Annotated in this window: 17 protein-coding genes; 11 read left to right on the forward strand and 6 right to left on the reverse strand. The window is 62.0% G+C overall.

What is annotated here, in order from left to right:
• Nucleotides 1-14 precede the first annotated feature (14 nt).
• The 5 genes from C2846_RS13940 (at nucleotide 15) to C2846_RS13960 (ending at nucleotide 7,911) form a co-directional block, all read left to right on the forward strand.
• Entirely contained in the window at nucleotides 15-1,622 is a 1,608-nt protein-coding gene (locus C2846_RS13940; protein WP_119701724.1) for a carboxyl transferase domain-containing protein, read from the forward strand.
• 21 nt (nucleotides 1,623-1,643) lie between these two features.
• Entirely contained in the window at nucleotides 1,644-2,438 is a 795-nt protein-coding gene (locus tag C2846_RS13945) for a gamma-carboxygeranoyl-CoA hydratase (protein WP_119701725.1), read from the forward strand.
• A gap of 457 nt (nucleotides 2,439-2,895) precedes the next feature.
• On the forward strand, nucleotides 2,896-4,815 hold the full coding sequence (locus C2846_RS13950; RefSeq protein ID WP_119701726.1) for an acetyl/propionyl/methylcrotonyl-CoA carboxylase subunit alpha: 1,920 nt from the start codon (nucleotides 2,896-2,898) through the stop codon (nucleotides 4,813-4,815).
• Between the two features lie 209 nt (nucleotides 4,816-5,024).
• Nucleotides 5,025-5,933 carry a hydroxymethylglutaryl-CoA lyase gene (locus tag C2846_RS13955; RefSeq protein WP_119701727.1) on the forward strand — a complete coding sequence of 303 codons (909 nt, stop codon included), beginning with the start codon at nucleotides 5,025-5,027 and terminating at the stop codon, nucleotides 5,931-5,933.
• Between the two features lie 22 nt (nucleotides 5,934-5,955).
• Nucleotides 5,956-7,911, forward strand: coding sequence for an acetoacetate--CoA ligase (locus C2846_RS13960; protein WP_119701728.1), 1,956 nt, complete (start codon nucleotides 5,956-5,958; stop codon nucleotides 7,909-7,911).
• A gap of 3 nt (nucleotides 7,912-7,914) precedes the next feature.
• Here the strand turns inward: C2846_RS13960 and C2846_RS13965 are convergent, their stop codons facing one another.
• Nucleotides 7,915-8,871: an HPP family protein gene (locus tag C2846_RS13965; RefSeq protein ID WP_165443828.1), complete on the reverse strand. Its 957-nt coding sequence runs from the start codon at nucleotides 8,869-8,871 to the stop codon at nucleotides 7,915-7,917.
• 125 nt (nucleotides 8,872-8,996) lie between these two features.
• Between C2846_RS13965 and C2846_RS13970 the strand changes: the two genes are divergently transcribed.
• The 3 genes from C2846_RS13970 to mnmC all read left to right on the forward strand — a co-directional run bounded on the left by C2846_RS13970 (nucleotide 8,997) and on the right by mnmC (nucleotide 11,793).
• Complete coding sequence (locus tag C2846_RS13970) at nucleotides 8,997-9,335, forward strand: 4a-hydroxytetrahydrobiopterin dehydratase (protein WP_080051191.1); 339 nt, start codon at nucleotides 8,997-8,999, stop codon at nucleotides 9,333-9,335.
• A gap of 191 nt (nucleotides 9,336-9,526) precedes the next feature.
• Nucleotides 9,527-9,736, forward strand: a complete 210-nt coding sequence (locus C2846_RS18575; protein WP_131038222.1) for a hypothetical protein — start codon at nucleotides 9,527-9,529, stop codon at nucleotides 9,734-9,736.
• A gap of 56 nt (nucleotides 9,737-9,792) precedes the next feature.
• Nucleotides 9,793-11,793, forward strand: a complete 2,001-nt coding sequence (gene mnmC, locus C2846_RS13975; RefSeq protein ID WP_119701729.1) for a bifunctional tRNA (5-methylaminomethyl-2-thiouridine)(34)-methyltransferase MnmC2/FAD-dependent 5-carboxymethylaminomethyl-2-thiouridine(34) oxidoreductase MnmC1 — start codon at nucleotides 9,793-9,795, stop codon at nucleotides 11,791-11,793.
• Nucleotides 11,794-11,797: 4 nt separating this feature from the next.
• Here mnmC and C2846_RS13980 read toward each other — a convergent pair whose 3' ends face one another.
• Nucleotides 11,798-12,550 carry a sulfite exporter TauE/SafE family protein gene (locus tag C2846_RS13980; protein ID WP_119701730.1) on the reverse strand — a complete coding sequence of 251 codons (753 nt, stop codon included), beginning with the start codon at nucleotides 12,548-12,550 and terminating at the stop codon, nucleotides 11,798-11,800.
• Between the two features lie 92 nt (nucleotides 12,551-12,642).
• Between C2846_RS13980 and C2846_RS13985 the strand changes: the two genes are divergently transcribed.
• Nucleotides 12,643-12,879, forward strand: coding sequence for a YheU family protein (locus C2846_RS13985; protein ID WP_080051196.1), 237 nt, complete (start codon nucleotides 12,643-12,645; stop codon nucleotides 12,877-12,879).
• A gap of 33 nt (nucleotides 12,880-12,912) precedes the next feature.
• Here the strand turns inward: C2846_RS13985 and C2846_RS13990 are convergent, their stop codons facing one another.
• From C2846_RS13990 to pedF, 4 genes are all read right to left on the reverse strand, one after another.
• Complete coding sequence (locus C2846_RS13990) at nucleotides 12,913-14,214, reverse strand: serine hydrolase domain-containing protein (RefSeq protein WP_119701731.1); 1,302 nt, start codon at nucleotides 14,212-14,214, stop codon at nucleotides 12,913-12,915.
• A gap of 166 nt (nucleotides 14,215-14,380) precedes the next feature.
• The gene (locus tag C2846_RS13995) at nucleotides 14,381-16,159 is read right to left on the reverse strand and encodes a PQQ-dependent methanol/ethanol family dehydrogenase (RefSeq protein WP_080051198.1); all 1,779 of its coding nucleotides are present in this window, start codon (nucleotides 16,157-16,159) and stop codon (nucleotides 14,381-14,383) included.
• A 265-nt stretch (nucleotides 16,160-16,424) separates the two neighbouring features.
• Entirely contained in the window at nucleotides 16,425-17,318 is an 894-nt protein-coding gene (locus C2846_RS14000) for a substrate-binding periplasmic protein (RefSeq protein WP_119701732.1), read from the reverse strand.
• 3 nt (nucleotides 17,319-17,321) lie between these two features.
• Nucleotides 17,322-17,759 carry a cytochrome c-550 PedF gene (gene pedF, locus C2846_RS14005; protein ID WP_080051200.1) on the reverse strand — a complete coding sequence of 146 codons (438 nt, stop codon included), beginning with the start codon at nucleotides 17,757-17,759 and terminating at the stop codon, nucleotides 17,322-17,324.
• A 268-nt stretch (nucleotides 17,760-18,027) separates the two neighbouring features.
• Here pedF and exaA point away from each other — a divergent pair, with 268 nt between their 5' ends.
• Both exaA and C2846_RS14015 read left to right on the forward strand, forming a co-directional pair.
• Entirely contained in the window at nucleotides 18,028-19,899 is a 1,872-nt protein-coding gene (gene exaA, locus C2846_RS14010) for a quinoprotein ethanol dehydrogenase (RefSeq protein ID WP_119701733.1), read from the forward strand.
• A gap of 50 nt (nucleotides 19,900-19,949) precedes the next feature.
• Nucleotides 19,950-20,642: a pentapeptide repeat-containing protein gene (locus C2846_RS14015; protein ID WP_119701734.1), complete on the forward strand. Its 693-nt coding sequence runs from the start codon at nucleotides 19,950-19,952 to the stop codon at nucleotides 20,640-20,642.
• Nucleotides 20,643-20,666: the final 24 nt, after the last annotated feature.

The following is a 20,666-nucleotide window of genomic DNA, read 5'->3' on the forward strand; positions in this document are numbered from 1 at the left end:
GCCCGGAGCCGGCCATGACCATACTCGCTTCGTATCTGAACCGGCACGCTACCGAGTTCGCCAGCAACAGCAGCGCCATGCAGGCGCTGGTCGCGGACCTGCGATTGCAACTGGCACAAATCGCTGAAGGCGGCGGCGCCAAAGCTCAGCAGCGCCATCTGGAACGCGGCAAGTTGCTGCCGCGCCAGCGCATCGACACCCTGCTTGATCCCGGCTCGCCGTTTCTGGAAATCGCGCCGCTGGCCGCCCATGAGGTCTACGACGAGCAGGTGCCGGCTGCCGGGCTGATCGCCGGTATCGGTCGGGTTTCGGGGGTCGAGTGCCTCATCGTCGCCAACGATGCCACGGTCAAGGGCGGCACCTACTACCCGCTGACCGTGAAAAAGCACCTGCGCGCCCAGGCGATTGCCCGCGAGAACCGCCTGCCATGCATCTATCTGGTCGATTCCGGTGGCGCCAACCTGCCGCGCCAGGACGAGGTGTTCCCTGACCGCGAGCACTTTGGCCGGATTTTCTTCAATCAGGCCAATCTGAGTGCCGCCGGCATCCCACAGATTGCCGTGGTCATGGGTTCCTGCACCGCCGGCGGAGCCTACGTGCCGGCCATGGCCGACGAGGCGATCATGGTCCGCAACCAGGCGACCATTTTTCTCGCCGGCCCGCCACTGGTCAAAGCAGCTACCGGCGAGGTGGTCAGCGCCGAAGAACTGGGCGGGGCTGACGTGCACTGCAAGACCTCCGGGGTGGCCGACCATTACGCCGAGAACGATGAACACGCTCTGGCGCTGGCCCGGCGCTGCATCGCCAACCTCAACTGGCGCAAGCAGGGTCAGTTGCAGGTGCAGCCCCCTCGCCCGCCGCGCTACCCGGTCGAAGAACTGTACGGCGTGATCCCCAGCGATAGCCGCCAGCCGTTCGACGTTCGTGAAGTGATTGCCCGGCTGGTCGACGACAGTCAGTTCGATGAATTCAAGGCGCTGTACGGAGCCACCCTGGTCTGTGGATTCGCCCACCTGCACGGCTACCCGGTCGCGATTCTGGCCAACAATGGCATCCTGTTCAGCGAGTCTGCCCAGAAAGGTGCGCACTTCATCGAACTGGCCTGCCAGCGCGGCATCCCGCTGCTGTTTTTGCAGAACATCACCGGCTTCATGGTCGGCCAAAAATACGAAGCAGGCGGCATCGCCAAGCATGGCGCCAAGCTGGTCACCGCCGTGGCCTGCGCCCAGGTGCCGAAATTCACGGTGATCATTGGCGGCAGTTTCGGTGCCGGCAATTACGGCATGTGCGGGCGCGCCTACGACCCGCGATTTTTGTGGATGTGGCCCAATGCGCGGATCTCGGTCATGGGTGGCGAACAGGCCGCCGGTGTGCTCGCCCAGGTCAAGCGCGAGCAGACCGAACGCGCCGGCGAAAGCTTCAGCAGCGAACAGGACGCCGCGATTCGCCAACCGATCCTCGACCAGTATGAACACCAAGGCCACCCCTACTACTCCAGCGCCAGGCTCTGGGACGATGGGGTCATCGACCCGGCGCAAACCCGTGAGGTCCTGGGCCTGGCCCTGTCAGCAGCGCTCAGTGCGCCGATCGAGCCGACCCGGTTCGGGGTCTTCCGGATGTAAAGCTAACGAGCGAGACAGCGCATGACCACCTTCAACACCCTCGAACTCGACTTCAGCCCGCGTGGCGTGGCGACCCTGTGGCTCAACCGGCCAGAGAAGAACAATGCCTTCAATGCCGAGATGATTGCTGAGCTGCTGCGGGCCTTTGATTGCGTGCAGCAGCACGACGCGGTGCGCTTCATGCTGCTGCGCGCCCGTGGCAAGCATTTTTGCGCCGGGGCCGACCTGGAATGGATGCGGGCCGCCGCCGCGCTTGATTACAACGCCAACCTGGAGGATGCCCAAGAGCTGGCCGACGTCATGGCCCGCCTTGAGCAGTTGCCGGTCCCGACCCTGGCCGTGGTGCAAGGCGCCGCCTATGGTGGGGCGCTGGGGCTGATCGGTTGCTGTGACATGGCCATCGGCACCCCGGACAGTCAGTTCTGCCTGTCGGAAGTGCGTATTGGCCTAACCCCGGCAGTGATCAGCCCGTTCGTGGTCAAGGCCATTGGCGAGCGTGCCATGCGCCGCTACGCCCTGAGCGCCGAACGCTTCAGCGGTGAAACCGCCCGCGAGCTGGGGCTGCTGGCTGAGTGTCACCCTGCCGCGGAGCTGGAAGCTGAAGTGCAACGCTGGACCGACAACCTGCTGCTCAACAGCCCGGCCGCGCTGCGCAGTACCAAGGCGCTGCTGCGGGAGGTTAAGCATGGCGAACTGTCACCGGCGCTACGCCGTTATACCGAGGAGGCCATAGCCCGCATCAGAGTCAGCCCCGAAGGTCAGGAAGGGCTCAAGGCGTTTCTGGAAAAACGCCCGCCACGGTGGCAGCAGTCATGAGCGTGCGCCAGTCTGGATTGCCACGTCGCTACGCTCCTCGCAATGACGATGGGGTGTCTCGTCGTCGCTGTGCCCCGCGCAGTGACGGGGTAAAGAGCCCGTGCCGATACTTTAGCCTCCACGCAAACCGTCATTGCGAGCCGCGTAGCGGCGCGGCAATCCAGGGTACGGTTCTGCTGGGGCCGGCGCATGGATTGCCACGGGCCATTGGCCCTCGCAATGACGGTGGGATGTCTCGTCGTTGCTATGCTACGCGCAGTGACGGTATGGTCCGCTCCCCGAACGCACCGGAGAGCATCCCCCGCCCCCCGGTAGGAGCGGCCTGCGGCCGCGAACAGACTCCGCCAGCCCCCTCAACGCCGTCATTCGCGCTCGCGGAGCGCTGCTACCCCAGCACCACGGCCTCTTCCCCTAATGGCTTGCTCATCCCAACGGTATCGTTGGTCAAGGAGTCCCCATGATCCAAACCCTGCTGATCGCCAACCGTGGCGAGATCGCCTGCCGGATCATTCGCACCGCCCGGGCGCTGGGCATCACCACAGTAGCCGTCCACAGCGACAGCGACCGCAATGCCCGCCATGTCCGTGAGGCCGACCGCGCCATCAGCCTGGGTGGAGCCAAACCCGCCGATAGCTACCTGCGCAGCACAGCCCTGATCGAGGCGGCCCGGGCCAGTGGGGCTGAAGCCATCCACCCTGGCTATGGCTTTGTCTCGGAAAACGCCGGTTTCGCCCGCGCCTGCGAACAGGCCGGACTGATTTTCATCGGCCCGCCAGCCAGCGCAATTGAAGCCATGGGCAGCAAATCAGCGGCCAAGGCCCTGATGGCAGAGGCCGGAGTGCCACTGGTGCCCGGTTATCACGGCGACGAGCAGAGCCTGCAGCGATTTCGCGCCGAAGCCGCCCACATCGGTTACCCGGTATTGCTCAAGGCCGCCGCCGGGGGCGGTGGCAAAGGCATGAAGGTAGTCGAACGCGAAGCCGAACTGGAGCAGGCCCTGGCCTCAGCCCAGCGCGAAGCCCAGGCGGCCTTTGGCGATGCCCGCATGCTGGTGGAAAAATACCTGCTCAAGCCGCGGCATGTGGAAATCCAGGTATTCGCCGACCAGCATGGCCACTGCCTGTATCTCAACGAGCGCGACTGCTCGATCCAGCGCCGTCACCAGAAAGTGGTGGAAGAAGCCCCGGCTCCCGGCCTCAGCCCCGAGCAGCGCCAGGCCATGGGCCAGGCGGCAGTACGCGCGGCCCAGGCCATTGGTTATGTCGGGGCTGGCACCGTCGAGTTTCTGCTGGATCAGCGCGGCGATTTTTTCTTCATGGAGATGAACACCCGGTTGCAGGTAGAACACCCGGTCACCGAGGCCATTACCGGTCTGGATCTGGTTGACTGGCAACTGCGCATCGCCAGCGGCGACCCCCTGCCCCTGAGCCAGGAGCAGGTGCCGCTGAACGGTCATGCCATCGAAGTGCGCCTGTACGCCGAAGATCCGGCCAACGAGTTTCTGCCGTCGACCGGTACCCTGGAGCTTTACCGTGAAGCGTCCCCCGGCCCAGGCCGGCGTATTGATAGCGGCGTGAGCGAAGGTGACAGTATCTCGCCCTGGTACGACCCGATGCTGGGCAAGCTGATCGCCTGGGGCGAAGACCGCGAACAGGCCCGCCGCCGGTTGCTGGCCATGCTCGATGAAACTCTGGTTGGCGGCGTCAGCACCAACCTGGCCTTTCTGCGGCGGGTGCTCGCGCATCCAGCCTTCGCCGCCTGTGAACTGGACACCGATTTCATCCCACGCCATCAGGCCGAACTGCTGCCAGCCGCCACGGACTTGCCAGACAACTTCTGGGCGCTGGCCGCTGACGCCTGGTTGCTGACCCTGCCCGCCGAGACCCGACCGGATGACCCCTACTCACCCTGGTCCGCCCGGAGCGGCTGGCGCGCCGGCCTGCCCTGCACCCAAGCCCTGCATCTGCAGTGCCGCAATCAGCAGCGCCGGGTGATGCCAGGGTTGCACAGCCGACTGGAGGGCAATTGGCTGATCACTGACGACGGCCAACGTTATCGCGTGCTACGCCAGGACCGGCACCTCTATCTGGATTGGCACGCAGAGCTGTATCAGCTTGCCGAGGTCGATGCTCTGGCAGCCGCCGAACGGCATCAGCATCCCGGAGACCTGAGTGCGCCAATGAACGGCAGCATCGTCAAACTGCTGGTCAACCCAGGCGATCAGGTCGAGGCCGGGGCCACGCTGGTGATTCTCGAAGCGATGAAAATGGAACACAGCATCCGGGCCCCGCAGGCTGGCACCGTGCAGGCGGTATATTGCGCCGAGGGGCAGTTGGTGAGTGAAGGTGAGCCGTTGGTGGAGCTGGGGGATGACTGAGTGCCCAGCGCTTTCTGGATTGCCACGGGCCGGTGGCCCTCGCAATGACGCAGTGGAACCAATACACCGTGCCCTACCCTCCACCCCAAACCGTCATTGCGAGCCGCGCAGCGGTGCGGCAATCCAGGGGGCGGGTGTGCTGTGCCCCTTCCCTGTGCGCCGCTTATGCGAAACACTAGAACTATGAACCTACAACTATCAGGAACCCCATGACCCAGTCCCTACCCCAGCACGTCCGCCTGGTCGAAGTCGGCCCGCGTGACGGGCTGCAGAACGAACAGCAACCGATCAGCGTGGCCGACAAAGTCCGACTGGTCGATGACCTGAGCGCCGCCGGTCTTTCCAGTATTGAAGTGGGCAGCTTCGTCTCACCCAAGTGGGTACCGCAGATGGCCGGCTCGGCCGAAGTATTCGCCGCCATCACGCAGCGCCCCGGCGTCAACTACAGCGCTCTGACCCCGAACCTGAAAGGTTTCGAGGCGGCGCTAGCTGCCGGGGTCAAAGAGGTTGCGGTGTTCGCGGCCGCCTCCGAGGCGTTTTCGCAGAAGAACATCAACTGCTCGATCAGCGAAAGCCTGGAGCGCTTTGCCCCGGTTATGGCCGCGGCCAAGGCCCATGACATCCGCGTACGCGGCTATATCTCCTGCGTACTCGGTTGCCCTTACGACGGCGAAGTCGCCCCCGAACAGGTCAGCAGCATCGCCCGCGAGCTGATCACCATGGGCTGCTATGAAGTTTCGCTCGGCGACACCATTGGCGTGGGCACCGCCGGCGCTACTCGCCGGCTGTTCGATATCGCCGCCCGTGACATTTCCCGCGAACAGCTGGCCGGACACTTCCACGACACCTACGGTCAGGCCCTGGCGAACATCTACGCCAGCCTGCTCGAAGGCATCAGCGTGTTCGACAGCTCGGTCGCCGGGCTGGGCGGCTGCCCCTACGCCAAGGGCGCCACCGGCAATGTCGCCACCGAGGATGTGCTCTACCTGCTCAATGGCCTGGGTATCGACACCGGTATTGACCTGGACCGCCTGATTGCCGCCGGCCAGCGGATCTGCGCGGTATTGGACAAACCCAACGGCTCACGGGTAGCCCGCGCCTGGCTGGCCAAAGCCTGAGGAACCTGCTTAGGAGATCGCCTTGAACGCGCCACTATGGACCCCCAGCAGCGAACGGGTTGCGGCCAGCCGGATGACCGCGTTTCGCCACTTCGTCAATCAGCGCCACAACCTGCAACTGAGCGATTACCCGGCCCTGCATGCCTGGAGCATCGAGTCACGGGCCGCGTTCTGGCAGGCGATCACCGATTTCTTCGCTGTGAATTTCCACCAGCCAGCTGCGCAGGCGCTTGAAGAAGGCCCATTGATGCCCGATGCACGCTGGTTCCCTGGCGCCACCCTGAACTTCGCAGAGCACCTGCTGCGCCGCCGCGACCAGCATCCGGCGCTGGTCGCAGTGGCCGAAGACGGCAGCCGCGAGGTGCTCAGCTACGCTGGTCTGGCCGCCGAAGTTGCCGGGCTGCAACAGCGGCTCAAGGCCATCGGCGTCGGGGTCGGCGACCGGGTGGCGGCGTTCATGCCCAATACCTGGCAAACCGTGGTCGGCATGCTCGCCACGGCCAGTCTCGGCGCCACCTGGTCATCCTGCTCGCCGGACTTCGGTACCCAGGGCGTGATTGACCGTTTCGGCCAGATCCGGCCCAAGGTCCTGATTGCCTGTGCCGGCTACCGTTACGCCGGCAAGACCCAGGATGTTAGCGCCAAGCTCAACGAGATTCTCGCCCAGTTGCCGGATTTGCAGCAGTTGCTGGTCGTGCCCTACGCCCGCGCACAGACCCGTGCTGACGAGTTTCACACCCGCGCCGCCGTCAGCCTGTGGCAGGACTTCTACCAGCCCGGCGGTGAGCCTGACTTCACTCCGGTAGCGTTCGAGCAGCCGCTATACATTCTCTACTCCAGCGGCACCACCGGAGTACCCAAATGCATCGTGCATGGTGTGGGCGGCACCTTGCTGCAACATCTCAAGGAACTCGGTCTGCATACCGACCTGGACGCCGAGGATACCCTGTTCTACTTCTCCACCTGCGGCTGGATGATGTGGAACTGGCTGGTTTCAGGATTGGCGCTGGGCGCCACCCTGGTGCTGTTCGATGGCTCGCCCTTTCACCCCGGAGCCGAGCGTCTGATCGACCTGATCGATGCCGAAGGCATCAGCGTATTCGGCACCAGCGCCAAGTACCTGGCGGCACTGGAGAAGGCCGGTGTACGTCCCGGCCAGAGTCATCGTCTGGAGCGGCTCAGGACAGTCCTCTCGACCGGTTCACCGCTGGCCCACGAGGGTTTCGATTATGTCTACCGCGAGTTCAAGACCGACCTGTGTCTGGCCTCGATTTCCGGTGGCACTGACATTGTTTCCTGCTTCGCCCTGGGCAACCCTACCCTGCCGGTGTGGCGCGGTGAGCTGCAATGCAAGGGCCTGGGCATGGCAGTCGAGGTCTGGGACGACGCCGGCCAGCCGCTGAGCCAGGGCAAGGGTGAACTGGTCTGTACCCGGCATTTCCCCTCCATGCCGGTGGGATTCTGGAACGATGCTGACGGCAGTAAATTCCGCGCTGCCTACTTCGAGCGCTTCCCGGGCGTCTGGGCCCATGGCGATTATGCCGAGGTGACCGAACATGGCGGGCTGGTGATTCATGGCCGCTCGGATGCAGTGCTCAATCCCGGCGGCGTGCGCATCGGTACGGCGGAAATCTATCGCCAGGTGGAAAAGATCGACGAAGTGCTGGAATCCCTGGCCATCGGTCAGGACTGGCAGGGCGATGTCCGGGTGGTGCTGTTCGTGCGCCTGCGTGACGGCCTGACGCTGGATGAACCATTGCGCGAGCGCATCCGCCAGCAGATCCGCCGCCACACCACGCCGCGCCATGTACCGGCGCGCATCGTGGCGGTGGCCGACATTCCACGCACCCTGAGCGGCAAGATTGTCGAGCTGGCGGTACGCAACGTAGTCCATGGCCGGGCGGTGAAAAACACCGAGGCACTGGCCAACCCCGAGGCGCTGGAGCTGTTTCGCGACTTGCCGCAGCTGCGCTCCTGAGCCTCAGGAGCGCCCGTGATCGGCCGGATCTACCCCCTTGATCCGATGCCAGCCATCGTCGGCGCGCTCAACCCGATAGCGCGCCCAAAGAGCAAACTCGGACAACCGGCAAATACCCTCGGCTCCCAGCCCATTGCCGGCCACCACCCGATAGCGTACCCGGCCACTGCGACCGGGCCGGCGTGGCAGAATGAACAATATCTGGCGCACCGCCCAATTGCTGCCCGGCAGGCCATTGCTGTAGCAGCCTGACTCGACCAGATCGGCCTCACTCACCCCGTGGCTTTTGGCATGTTCGTTGGCCAGCTCGACCAGATGTAGCAGGTCATCGAACTCGATATCGACATAAGCGTTCATCTGCCGCAGGGCATAGTGAAAGTCCTCCGGAGCAATCCCCGGTGTGCGCTGCACCTGATAACGAGCCAGTGCCAGCGGATAGCGACGCCAGTGAAACAGATTATTGAACAGCAGCGCGGCTGCCACGATTACCAGCGCATCGAGAAGAATCGGGTATAGCAGAAAACCGAAACCGGCCTGCTGGATAGCTGGGCCGCCGAGCACCGCAATCATCGCCGTTGCCCCACCCGGTGGATGCAGGCAACGTAAAACCATCATCAGGAAAATACTGGCACCAACCGCCAGCGCCGCAACCCAGGCTCCCAACGGCAGCCAGGTGGCGCAGGCTACACCTACCGCGGCAGAAACCAGATGACCACCCACCACCGACCAGGGCTGCGACAACATCCCGTGCGGCATGGCGAAAACCAGCACCGTGGTCGCCCCCATTGAACCGGTCACCCACAGTGCGGTATCACCGCCCAGTGCCTGATGGGTGATCCAGTAGACCAGCAGCAATGCCAGGGTGGCACCAACAGCGGAGATCAGTTTTTCCTGGTAGCTGGTACTGTCGGGAGTCCAGCCGATCCCGCTCAGCAGCCAGCGAAAACCTGTACGCCCCATGCACGCCCCCAAAAAAGCGACCATGATAACGGCTGCGACCACTGATCGCACCATTTTGGGGCAATCACACGCAACACCAGAATGACCTATGCTCTGAGAAATGACTTTGTATGAGGTAAACAACCATGCTCGCGCTGGCTGACGAACCCCTGAACATGAGTGATGCCGCTGCCGTGCTGCTCACTCAGGAGCAGATCGATGAACTGCTCGAACGACTGCCCGGCTGGACCCTGCGTCAGGTCGATGGCATTCCCAGAATCGAAAAAACCTACAAGCTCAAGGATTTCGCCCAAGCGCTGGCGTTGACCAACCGGATCGGCGAGCTGGCCGAACAAACCGGCCACCACCCGGCACTGCTGACCGAGTGGGGCAAGGTCACGGTAAGCTGGTGGACCCACTTCCTCGGCGGCCTGCATCGCAACGACCTGATCATGGCGGCGCGCACCGAACAGCTGGCGGATTGAGGGCGGCAAGATGGCATTCCAGCCAAATACCGGGCGCACAACGTGACCCACATCACAGTTTCTCCACCTGCGGCCACTGCTCATAGTGCATGGCAACTAGTCTGAAATCTGTTGTAGCCAAATTGTCTAATTACCAGCCCACAACGGGGCTAACATCAGTGAAAGGACCGCGAAAACTATGGTCCGAATCTGTGACCAGCCGTATACGAGCAGCGTACAAGGTCATCGACGACGAATCGTTCCATCACACCAATGACGGAACGTGGCAAGGAACCCACAAGGTCACTGCTAAAAATAAGAAGGCACCCACTATGAAACAACTTATCAAGGGCAAATTGCCCACCATTACGCTGATTTTTCTGGCAACCGGACTGCTGTTGATCCTGCCAAATATCCATTGAAAGACGCTGTTGAGGTTCACGGTTAAAATGGCGCTTTATTTTGTGCCGGAGTAACCGTGAACCCCTCAAAGCCTTTTGCCGATTTGGTCTGGTCCGATGATGGCCAGCCCTATTCCAGCCAGTTCGACGACGTGTATTTCTCACGCGAATCAGGCCTGGAAGAAACCCGGCATGTGTTTCTGGCCAACAACCAACTGGCCGAACGCTGGGAGAAGCTCAGGGCTGGCGAGCGCTTCTGCATTGCCGAGACCGGTTTTGGTACTGGCCTCAATTTTCTCTGTGCCTGGCAGCTATGGGATCAGTCCGCCCCGCCAGATACCCACCTGCATTTTGTCAGTACCGAAAAATACCCCCTGAGCGCAGCGGATATGCAGCGCGCCGCAGTACTGTGGCCGGAGCTGGCGCTCTGGTCAGAGCAGTTGCTGGCTCAGTACAGCGACCTGACACCCGGCTGGCACCAGTTTCAGCTTGATCAGGGGCGGATCACCCTGACCCTACTGATCGGCGACCTGCTGGACAGCCTGCCGCTGCTCGACGCCAGCGTTGACGCCTGGTTCCTCGACGGCTTCGCCCCGGCCAAGAATCCGGACATGTGGCAACCAGCGCTCTATGCCCAGATGGCCCGGCTGTCGCGCCCGGGAGCGACACTGGCAACCTTCACCAGCGTCGGTGCTGTACGCCGTGGCCTGCAGGACGCCGGCTTTGTCATGCGCAAGGTTAAAGGCTATGGCCGCAAGCGAGAAATGCTCGCGGGCAAGTTTGCTGGCTCAGCCAGCGCGGCCTGGCAAGCCCCTTGGTATGCCCGACCGGCTGCTCCCAGCCTGCCTCAGCGCCAGGCGCTGGTGATCGGCGCGGGCCTGGCTGGCTGTGCCACGGCGTTTGCCCTGGCCCGGCGCGGCTGGCAGGTCACTGTGCTGGAACGCCATGCCGAGCCGGCACAGGAGGCCTCGGGCAACCCTCAGGGGATTCTCTATTGCAAGCTGTCGGCGCATCAAACACCGCTGTCACGGTTTGTCCTGAGCAGCTACGCCTACGCCCTGCGGGTACTGCATGAACTGCTTGAACAGGACGGCCGGCAGTGGCAGTCCTGCGGTGTTCTGCAATTGCCAACCAGTGACAAGGAAGCCCAGCGCCAGCAGGCGCTGGCCGATCTGGGCTGGCCCGATACACTGCTCAGACTGGTCGACCAGGCCCAGGCCAGCCAACTGGCCGGGGTAGCAACGCCCAGTGGCGGGCTGTGGTTCGAAGGCGGCGGCTGGGTCAATCCGCCGAGCCTGTGTCAGGCGCTGTTACAGCATCCAAACATTCAGTTGCTGGCCCACCATCAGGCGCTGAGCCTTGCCGCCAGCGAACACGGCTGGCAGGCGCTTGACCATGAAGGGAAGATACTGGCCATTGCGCCTCAGGTCGTGATCTGCGGCGCTGCCGACAGCCTGCGTCTGGCACCCAGTGCGCACCTGCCACTCAAGGCCATTCGTGGGCAAGTCACTCATCTGCCAGCCACAACCGCAAGCCAGGCATTGCGCACCGTGCTCTGCGCCGAAGGCTACGTTTCACCAGCCCGGCTGGGCGAGCATCACGTCGGTGCCAGCTTCCGCTTCGACCGGCTGGACACCGAGCCCAGCCAGGAGGAGACCGAAAGCAATCTGGAGCTGCTGCAGCAGCTTTCCCCGGCCCTGGCGACCAGCCTCCAGACCGAACAACTCGACCCCGCCAGCCTGCCGGCGCGGGCCGCGCTGCGCTGCACGACTCCGGACTATCTGCCGGTCATTGGTCCGTTGGTGGATGCCGAAGTTTTCCGTGAACGCTATGTCGAACTGGCCAAAGACGCCTCACGCCAGCCGACAGCAGGCGCGCCCTGGCTGGCCGGGCTGCATGTCAACGCAGCGCATGGTTCACGCGGGCTGATCAGCGCGCCCTTGAGTGGCGAGCTGGTGGCGGCCTGGATCTGTGATGAACCCCTGCCCCTGCCCCGCGACCTGGCCGAAGCAGTACACCCAAGCCGGTTTTTGCTGCGCGAACTGATTCGCGGACGAGGCCGTGCGGGTCAGACTTGAGGTATTAAACCAGAGCCGTCACGCCCTCATACAACAGCTTGCCGCCGGTCAGGAACAGGAAGATGTAGCACAACTGATAGATCAGCTTTTCATTGCTGCGTTGCAGCAGCCAAAAGCCCAGTCGCACTCCGATTGGCGCTAACGGCAGCAGTACCAGCGCGGTCAGCAGGTTGGCGGTATTGAACTGGCCAAGATAGATATAGGCCGGCACCTTGGCCAGGTTGGTGATGGCGAAGAACACCGCGATGGTGCCCATCAGAATGGTCTTTTCCAATTTCTGTGGCAGCAGGTAAACATTGATCGGCGGCCCACCGGCATGAATCCCGAAACTGGTGAAGCCGGCTACTGCACCCCAGAAACCGCCACGGGCCCTGCTCGGTCCACGCTTGGGCGGCTCGCCGCGGCGCAACCAGATATTGAGGGTGAAGGCCAGTGCGATGACGCCAATGATGATCTGGATGTGCGCATCATTGAGCATCCGGAACGTCAGCGCGCCAATCACCACGCCAGCCAACGACGCCGGAATGATGATCCGCAGATTGACCGCATCCCAGCGGCCACGAAAGGTCCGCAGAGCCATCAGGTCCATGGCACAGAGAATCGGCAGCAGAATGGCCGCTGCCACCTGCGGCGAAACCACCAGGGCCATCAGCGGTACCGACAGAATCGAGATATTGCCGCCAAACCCACCCTTGGCAAGACCGTATAGCAGGACGGCGGGAACGGCACAGAGATAGAAAAACGGATCGGTGATCATGACAAAGCGGGCTTAGGGCATACCTGAATAACTGGCCCGGCAGTGTATCATCTATGACTAAACCGACCATGGCATCATCCGAGAAGTAGACCATGCTGATTCCCTATCAAATGCTCGAAGCCGATACCCTACAGCGTCTGCTGGAGGATTTCGTCACCCGCGACGGCACCGACAACGGCTATGACGACACGCTGGAACAGCGCGTCGCCCGTCTGCGCACCATGCTGGAACGGCGTGAGGTGTTGATCGTATTCCACCCCGACACCGGCGATACCAGCCTGGCTCACCGCCGCGACGTCCCGCGCGAGATGCTGGACGAACTGGAGTAGGTCCAATCTCTGCTGCGCGGGCACGACAGCGCCTCAGCGCAACAAATCCGCCAACGCCATCATCGCCGGACGAGTAGTCGGGAAGGTGTAACCGCTGCTGGCTATCGGGTGGGATGACAGGCGCACCACTACCAGGCCCACCGTCGGATTGACGTGAATCATCTGCCCATGCACCCCCAGCGCTTCATAGCCGCCATCGGCGTTGTGGCTGATCCACCACTGGTTGCGATAGGAATAACCCGGCTGGAAATCCCGACCCGAGGCCTTGAAGGCTTCCCGATCAGCACCTTCAAGAATGCTGCGCACCACACTGCTACTGACGATCTGCCGACCGTTGAAGCGCCCCTCGTTGCGCATCATTTCGCCGAAGCGGGCCAGATCGCGCAGCGTGGCATTCATCCCGGCCCCGGCCCAGCCGGTCCCATGCCGATCCAGCAGCATGTAGGCGTCCTGTTCGGCCCCCAGTGGTTGCCAGATCCGCTCGCTGATCAGATCGGACAGGCGCTGACCACTAGCCCGCCGTACCAGCCAGCCCAGCACTTCGGTGTGCACGGTGCGGTAGATAAAGCCCTGGCCATGCTCACCGGCGGCGCCGATCGTGGGCAGGTAACTGTACAGTTCACGGGCCCCCTGATAATCGGCCGGAGCGGGAACCATACCGGCGGCCACGGCGTACTGCAGCACATCGGAGCGCTCATCACCGTAAATTTCGCTGTAATCGATGTCAGCGGTCATGTTCAGCACCTGCTGCACGGTCGCGCCCTGCCAGCCGCTGCCTTCCAGTTCCGGCAGATAATCGGTCACCTGCGCATCTGCCTTGATCAGACCTTCCTCGATCAACATGCTGGCAATCAGGCCGGTAAAGGACTTGGTCACCGACCACAGCTGGTGCGGCAGATGGGCGGTCTGGCCCTGGTGATAGGTCTCGTAAATAACCTTGCCGTCCTTCATGACCAGGGTCGAATCGGCGTAGCTGTCGGTCAGGTATTCGATAAAGCTCAGTTCATTGCCATCGGGTCCGGTAAAACGCAGCGCCTCGATCCGCTCACGCCAGTCCTCACCAACTGGCAGCTCGGATACCGGCCCTGCACCGCGGGCAATATTGCGACTGGGCAACAGCTCGCGCATATGGTGGAAGGCCCAACGAACATTCGGGTACTGAGACAGAAAATTGGCCGCGGTAACCTGACGCTCAGCCGGTGGCGGGAAGCCCTGCATCAGTTGCAGGCGGTCCAGACGCACTCTATCGGGACTGGGCAAGGCTGGCGATTGGGCCAGAAGCGGAGTGGAAAAACTGGACAGCAACACACACAGAGCCAGAGGACGAAGACGCATGGACAACTCCCATTGTCATTGTTGTTTGCATCCAGCCTAGCGGCCCTTGGGCGTTGCGTCATCATCGAACACAGTCAGTGATAACGGCCAATAAGCCTTTTGGCCAGACACAAAAAAGGGGCCGGCAAGCCGGCCCCAAAAACAACAGGAGCAGTTTTACTTCAGATCAACGCTGGGCCACGGCCGCCGATTTCGGCAGTTTGAAGGTCCAGAGCATGCCGCCCTGGTTGAAGTCCTTCACCCGCTCGGCCACCTGGCCTCCCCACAGCGGTACCGCGCCACCCCAGCCGGACAGGACAGATACATACTGTTCGCCGTCCATTTCCCAGGTCACCGGCGAGCCGATAACCCCGGAACCGGTGTTGAACTCCCAGAGTTTCTCGCCGTTCTGGGCGTTGAACGCCATCAGGTAGCCTTCCGGGTTACCGGTAAATACCAGGTTGCCGGCTGTGCTCAGTACCCCACCCCACAGCGGTGCCGGGTTCTTCACGCGCCAGATTTCCTTGCCCTGAACCGGGTCGATGGCACGCAGGACACCGATGTAGTCGTCATGCAGCGGCTTGATGGTAAAGCCCGCACCCAGATAGGCGGCGCCTTTCTTGTAAGCGGTGCCTTCGTTCCAGATGTCCATGCCCCACTCGTTGGAAGGCACATAGAACAGCCCGGTCTGCTGGCTGTAGGACATCGGCATCCAGTTCTTGCCACCCAGGAACGCTGGCGCGCTGAATACAGTCCGGCCGGCTTCGCCCTCGGCAGTCGGCGCACCTGGACGGTTGCTGTCATCGAACACCGGCCGGCCATTGCGATCCAACCCCTTGGCCCAGGTGATCTTGTCAACGAATGGGAAGCCGCGAATGAACTTGCCGTTAGTACGATCCAGGACGTAGAAGAACCCGTTACGGTCGGCGGTGGCAGCGGCTTTCACTTCCTTGCGACCATCGCGGTAGTTGAACGAAATCAGCTCGTTGACACCGTCATAATCCCAGCCGTCGTTCGGGGTGGTCTGGAAGTGCCACTTGATCTCACCGGTATCCGGGTCGAGTGCCAGACGCGAGGCAGAGTACAGGTTGTCACCGCGGCGCATGTGCGAGTTCCAGGGAGCCGGGTTACCAGTACCGAACAGCAGCAGGTTGGTTTCCGGATCGTAATAGCCGCCCAGCCAGGGTGCCGAGCCGCCGGTCTTCCACAGGTCGCCCGGCCAGGTCTTGTTGGCCTGACCGCCGGAGATACCAGCTTCAACCGCCTTGCCGTCCTTGTAGACATAACCCATGTGACCTTCCACGGTCGGACGGGTCCACAGCAGTTCGCCGTTGGTCGGATCATAGGCCTCGATCTTGCCGACTACCCCGAACTCGCCACCGGATACCCCGGTGATCAGCTTGCCGTTGATGATCAGTGGTGCGGCGGTAATCGAGTAACCGGCCTTGTAGTCTTCCACGGTCTTGCGCCAGACCACCCGGCCAGTGTCCTTGTTCAGGGCAACCAGACGCGCATCCAGAGTACCGAAGATCACCAGGTCACCGTACAGGGCAACACCGCGGTTGATCACGTCACAGCAAGGCATGATGCCATCGGGCAGGCGGTGGTCGTATTGCCACAGCTTGCGGCCGGTCTTGGCGTCCACGGCAAATACCCGCGAATAGGAACCAGTGATATACATCACCCCGTCCTTGATCATCGGCTGGGCTTGCTGGCCGCGTTGTTTTTCACCACCCAGAGAAAACGCCCAGACCGGTTGCAGTTGGTCGACGTTGCTGGCGTTGAGCGCGGTCAGCGGGCTGTAACGCTGGCCCTGCAGGCCCATGCCATTGGTGACGATCTGGTGGGTGGTAGTGGCATCCGTCAGGATGTCTTCATCGGTCACGTTGGCGGCGGCCATGCCAGAGAAAGTCATGGCACTCACCAAGGCGGTGAGGATGAAGGGCGAGCGTACACGTTGTGTCATTGCTGCTACCTCTGAGTGATTGTTGTGTGTTGTTCATGTCAGCGGCGAAACGGGAAATTTTCCTGCTTCTGGCTGTGATTCTTCGCCGCAAGGGGCTTGGCAACAATTCAACCCAGGGGTGATTTATCTCATCACTTGGTAGCAGTACCGAGCTGGGAGCCACCAGCCAGAGCGGCTGAATAGCAGGCAAAAAAAACCGGCTTGCGTGAGGAGGTGAATACGCAAGCCGGCGGCAAATAAAGCCCAAGTCACACTAACGATAGGTTCAAATGTCCTCGTACAGCCCGGGCCGCATATAGCGCAGGCCGTGGCGCGCATAGAGTTCCGCCATGCGGCCATCGAGAATCATTTCCTCGGCCACATCTGCCAGCGCATAAGCTAGCTGGCGGTTGGCTTCATGCACCGCCATACCCAGATCCCAGACCTGCTTGCCCATGCTGGGATAGGCATTCTCGGTCAGTTGCATGCCGGCATCAGGGTGCTGGGCCAACAGCCAGTCGATCTCGGCCTGGGTCCCCATGACCGCATGCACTTCACCATCAATCATGGCCTGGAAAGCCGCACGAACACTGCGATAGTGGCGAGTCATCTTGCTGAGCTGACCGTTCATCACGGTGGTCAGGTAGAACGACGGCACGGTGTCTTCCTCGACCCCGATCGGATGGTACTGGAACACCGAGATGCTCTTGACCTCATCGATCCTGCGCGGGTCGTAGGCAGCCTGCCAACGCTCGCGCTGGTAAGGGCCAAACATGTGCACCAGCTCGAACGCCGGATGCCCCAGGTCATCACGCTTGCTGCTGAAGGCCCGGTCATTGGGCACCCTCAGCATCACGTCGGCAACTTGCCCGGGACGCAGGTAGTGACCACGCCACAAATGATTGCGAAAGTCACCATCGATGCTCTCGTCAGCGAGCATCCACTGGATCTCCAGCCGGGTGCCAAGGCCATCGGCCAACGCCTGAGCCAGCTCGACATCGACGCCGCGAGGGGTATCACCATCCATGAAGCTGTACGGCGGGAAGTCCTGATACAGGGCTACCCGCAGCACACCCGACTCGATGATCTCGTCATATTCGCGGATATGGGTAATGTTCAGCGCCTGTGCCGGCAGACATACCAACAGGCACAGCCACAACCAGCATCGCCGCAGGTTCATGACTTATTGCTCCACGGCAACGGTTTCCAGCCAGGTCCGAATGGCCCACAGGGCTTCCTGACTGAGGATATCGGCCATTTTCGGCATATATACCCGGCCATCGCGCACTGCACCGTTGATTACCCGCTCCTTGTACCACTCGTCGCCGTAATCACCGACCTCAAGGTAGCGCAGGTCCGGGGTCATGCCGCCGGAAATACCCTCCAGGCCATGGCAGGCTGCACAGTTCTGGTTATAGGCTGAAGCCCCGATCCGCACCGCCAGATCATGATCCGGATGCGGCTCGCGGTAGGGATTGCTTTCATGCCACTCATCACCCAGCTTCTCCAGGCCCTTGGTATCCACCGGCTGGGGAGTCACATCACCATGAGCGAAGGCCTGACCGGCTGCCAGACACAGCCCCAGGGCGGAAACTTTCAGAAGGTTCTTGTAATGATTCATACTGCTCACCTCGCGGCCGTGTGGTTCACGGAATTTTTTCAAGTGTCGTGAGCATGGTAGGAAGCCCCGGGTAGTAGCCCAATCCTGCTTTGGTGGTCGGGGTTTAGTTCCTTGGTAGTAGATAAATCAGCCTCCCCCGGTGGTTGGCCGTCCAGTGTTATTTTCCTGCGTAGACCGGGTGTTTTTCCGTTTCTTGATTGAGCCGCGCTCCCGAAGATGAAGGCGAGGCACAGCATTCGCTGACCGCTCAACCAACAGGAAAGATGCCATGACAACAAAAAACCAGCACAACCCGAGGCCTGTCGCCCACGCCGTCAGAAGCCTGATTCTTGCTACCAGCCTGGGCCTGGCCAGCGGCGCCGTTCTGGCCAAGCCGGTGACCTGGGACGACATTGCCAACGATCACCTGACCACCCACGACGTACTGATGTACGGTCTGGGCAACAGCGCCCAGCGCTGGAGCCCGCTTAAGCAGGTCAATGCCGACAACGTGTTTCAGCTCACCCCGGCCTGGTCCTTCTCCTTTGGCGATGAAAAACAGCGCGGCCAGGAATCCCAGGCCCTGGTTCATGACGGCGTGATCTACGTTACCGGCTCCTATTCGCGCATCTTCGCCATTGACGCCCGGACCGGCAAACGCCTGTGGAGTTACGCCCACCGCCTGCCCGATGACATCCGCCCATGCTGTGACGTGGTCAACCGCGGCGCCGCCATCTATGGCGACAAGGTGTTCTTCGGCACCCTTGATGCCGGCATCGTAGCCCTGAACAAGGACACCGGCCGGGTAGTCTGGCGCGAGAAATTCGGCGACCATCGCGCCGGCTACACCATGACCGGCGCACCGACCATCGTCAAAGACAAGAAAACCGGCAAGGTCCTGCTGATCCATGGCAGCTCCGGCGATGAATTCGGTATTATTGGCAAACTGTTTGCCCGCGATCCGGACACCGGCAAGGAAATCTGGATGCGGCCTTTCGTTGAAGGCCACATGGGTCGGCTGAACGGCAAGGACAGCACACCGACTGGCGACATTAAAGCACCGAGCTGGCCGGACGACCCCAACTCACCGACCGGCAAGGTCGAGGCCTGGAGTCACGGTGGCGGCGCGCCCTGGCAGAGCGCCAGTTTCGACCCGGAAACCAACACCATCATCGTCGGCGCCGGCAACCCCGCGCCCTGGAACGGCTGGGCCAGAACGTCACCAAACGGCAACCCGGCCGACTACGACAGCCTCTACACTTCGGGTCAGGTCGGTGTTGACCCGACCACCGGTGAAGTGAAGTGGTTCTATCAGCACACCCCCAACGATGCCTGGGATTTCTCCGGTAACAACGAGCTGGTGCTGTTCGACTACAAGGACGCCAAGGGCAAGACCATCAAGGCCACCGCCCACGCCGACCGCAATGGGTTCTTCTACGTAGTCGATCGCAGCAATGGCAAACTGGTCAACGCCTTCCCGTTCGTCGACGGCATTACCTGGGCCAGCCACATCGACCTGGAAAGCGGCCGCCCGGTAGAAGTCGAAGGCCAGCGCCCACCCCGCCTGCTACCCGGACAGGAGCGCAGTGAGGCAGTCGAGGTATCTCCGCCGTTCCTGGGTGGCAAAAACTGGAACCCCATGGCTTACAGTCAGGACACCGGTCTGTTCTACGTGCCGGCCAATCACTGGAAAGAGGACTACTGGACCGAGCAGGTCAGCTACAACAAGGGCTCGGCCTACCTGGGCATGGGCTTCCGGATCAAGCGCCTGTATGACGATCACGTTGGCATCCTGCGGGCAATGAACCCCACTACCGGCAAGGTCGAATGGGAGCATAAGGAACCGCTGCCACTGTGGGCCGGGGTGCTGGCCACCGCCGGCAATCTGGTCTTCACCGGCACCAGCGACGGCTATTTCAAGGCCTTCGACGCCCGGACTGGCAATGAGCTGTGGCAATTCCAGACCGGCACCGGAATCATCTCGCCGCCGATCACCTGGGAGATGGATGGTGAACAGTATATTGGCGTGACCACCGGTTATGGCGGCGCTGTACCGCTATGGGGTGGCGATATGGCCGAGCTGACCAAACCGGTCGCCCAGGGTGGCTCGTTCTGGGTCTTCAAGCTGCCGGGCTGGAGCCAGTCCACCGCCAAACGCTGACCACCACATGACGCGCCCGGCCCGCCGGGCGTCGTCACAGGAGACATAGCATGCCAAACCTTAACTACCCTCTGATGTTGCTGGCACTGAGCAGCCTGCCGGTCAGCGCCCAGTTTGCCGATATCGATCAGGCTGATGCCGAAGCCATCAACGGCTGCCTGCTGATGCCCGGTACCCAGTGCGCTGGCAAGGATCTGCGCGGTGCAGACCTGCGCCACCAGGATCTGCGCAAAGCTGATTTCACTGGTGCCGATCTGCGTGATGCCGATCTGCGTCACGCCCGGCTCGATCAGGCTCGACTTGACGGTGCCGATTTGCGCGGCGCCAACCTCAACCGCGCCAGCCTGCAACAGACCGCTATGCGTGGCGTCAACGCCAGCAATGCCAGCTTTGTCGGCGTGCAGGGCTGGAATCTGACCGCCCAGAACGCCCGCTTCAACGACGCCGATTTCACCGGCGCCAACCTGGAGTTCGCCCGTTTCAGCTCATCGATCATGCACAAGGTGATCTTCCGCGCGGCCAATCTGGAGATGGCCTGGCTACCGAAAACCGATCTGGCCGGCGCCGATCTGCGCGATGCCAATCTGCAGGAGTCGAAAATGAATCACGCCAATCTGGAGAATGCCGACATGACCGGTGCCCGACTGCATTATGGCACCTATCTGAACCTGCACATGACCGGCTGCACCGCCTGCCCGTTCGACTGGGAAAAGCAGTTGCCGATGACTCAGTTGGGTAAGTGAGGCGTTGCCTGCTCGTTCTGTGTC

The organism is Pseudomonas jilinensis, assembly GCF_003586265.1.
Lineage (GTDB): Bacteria > Pseudomonadota > Gammaproteobacteria > Pseudomonadales > Pseudomonadaceae > Halopseudomonas > Halopseudomonas phragmitis.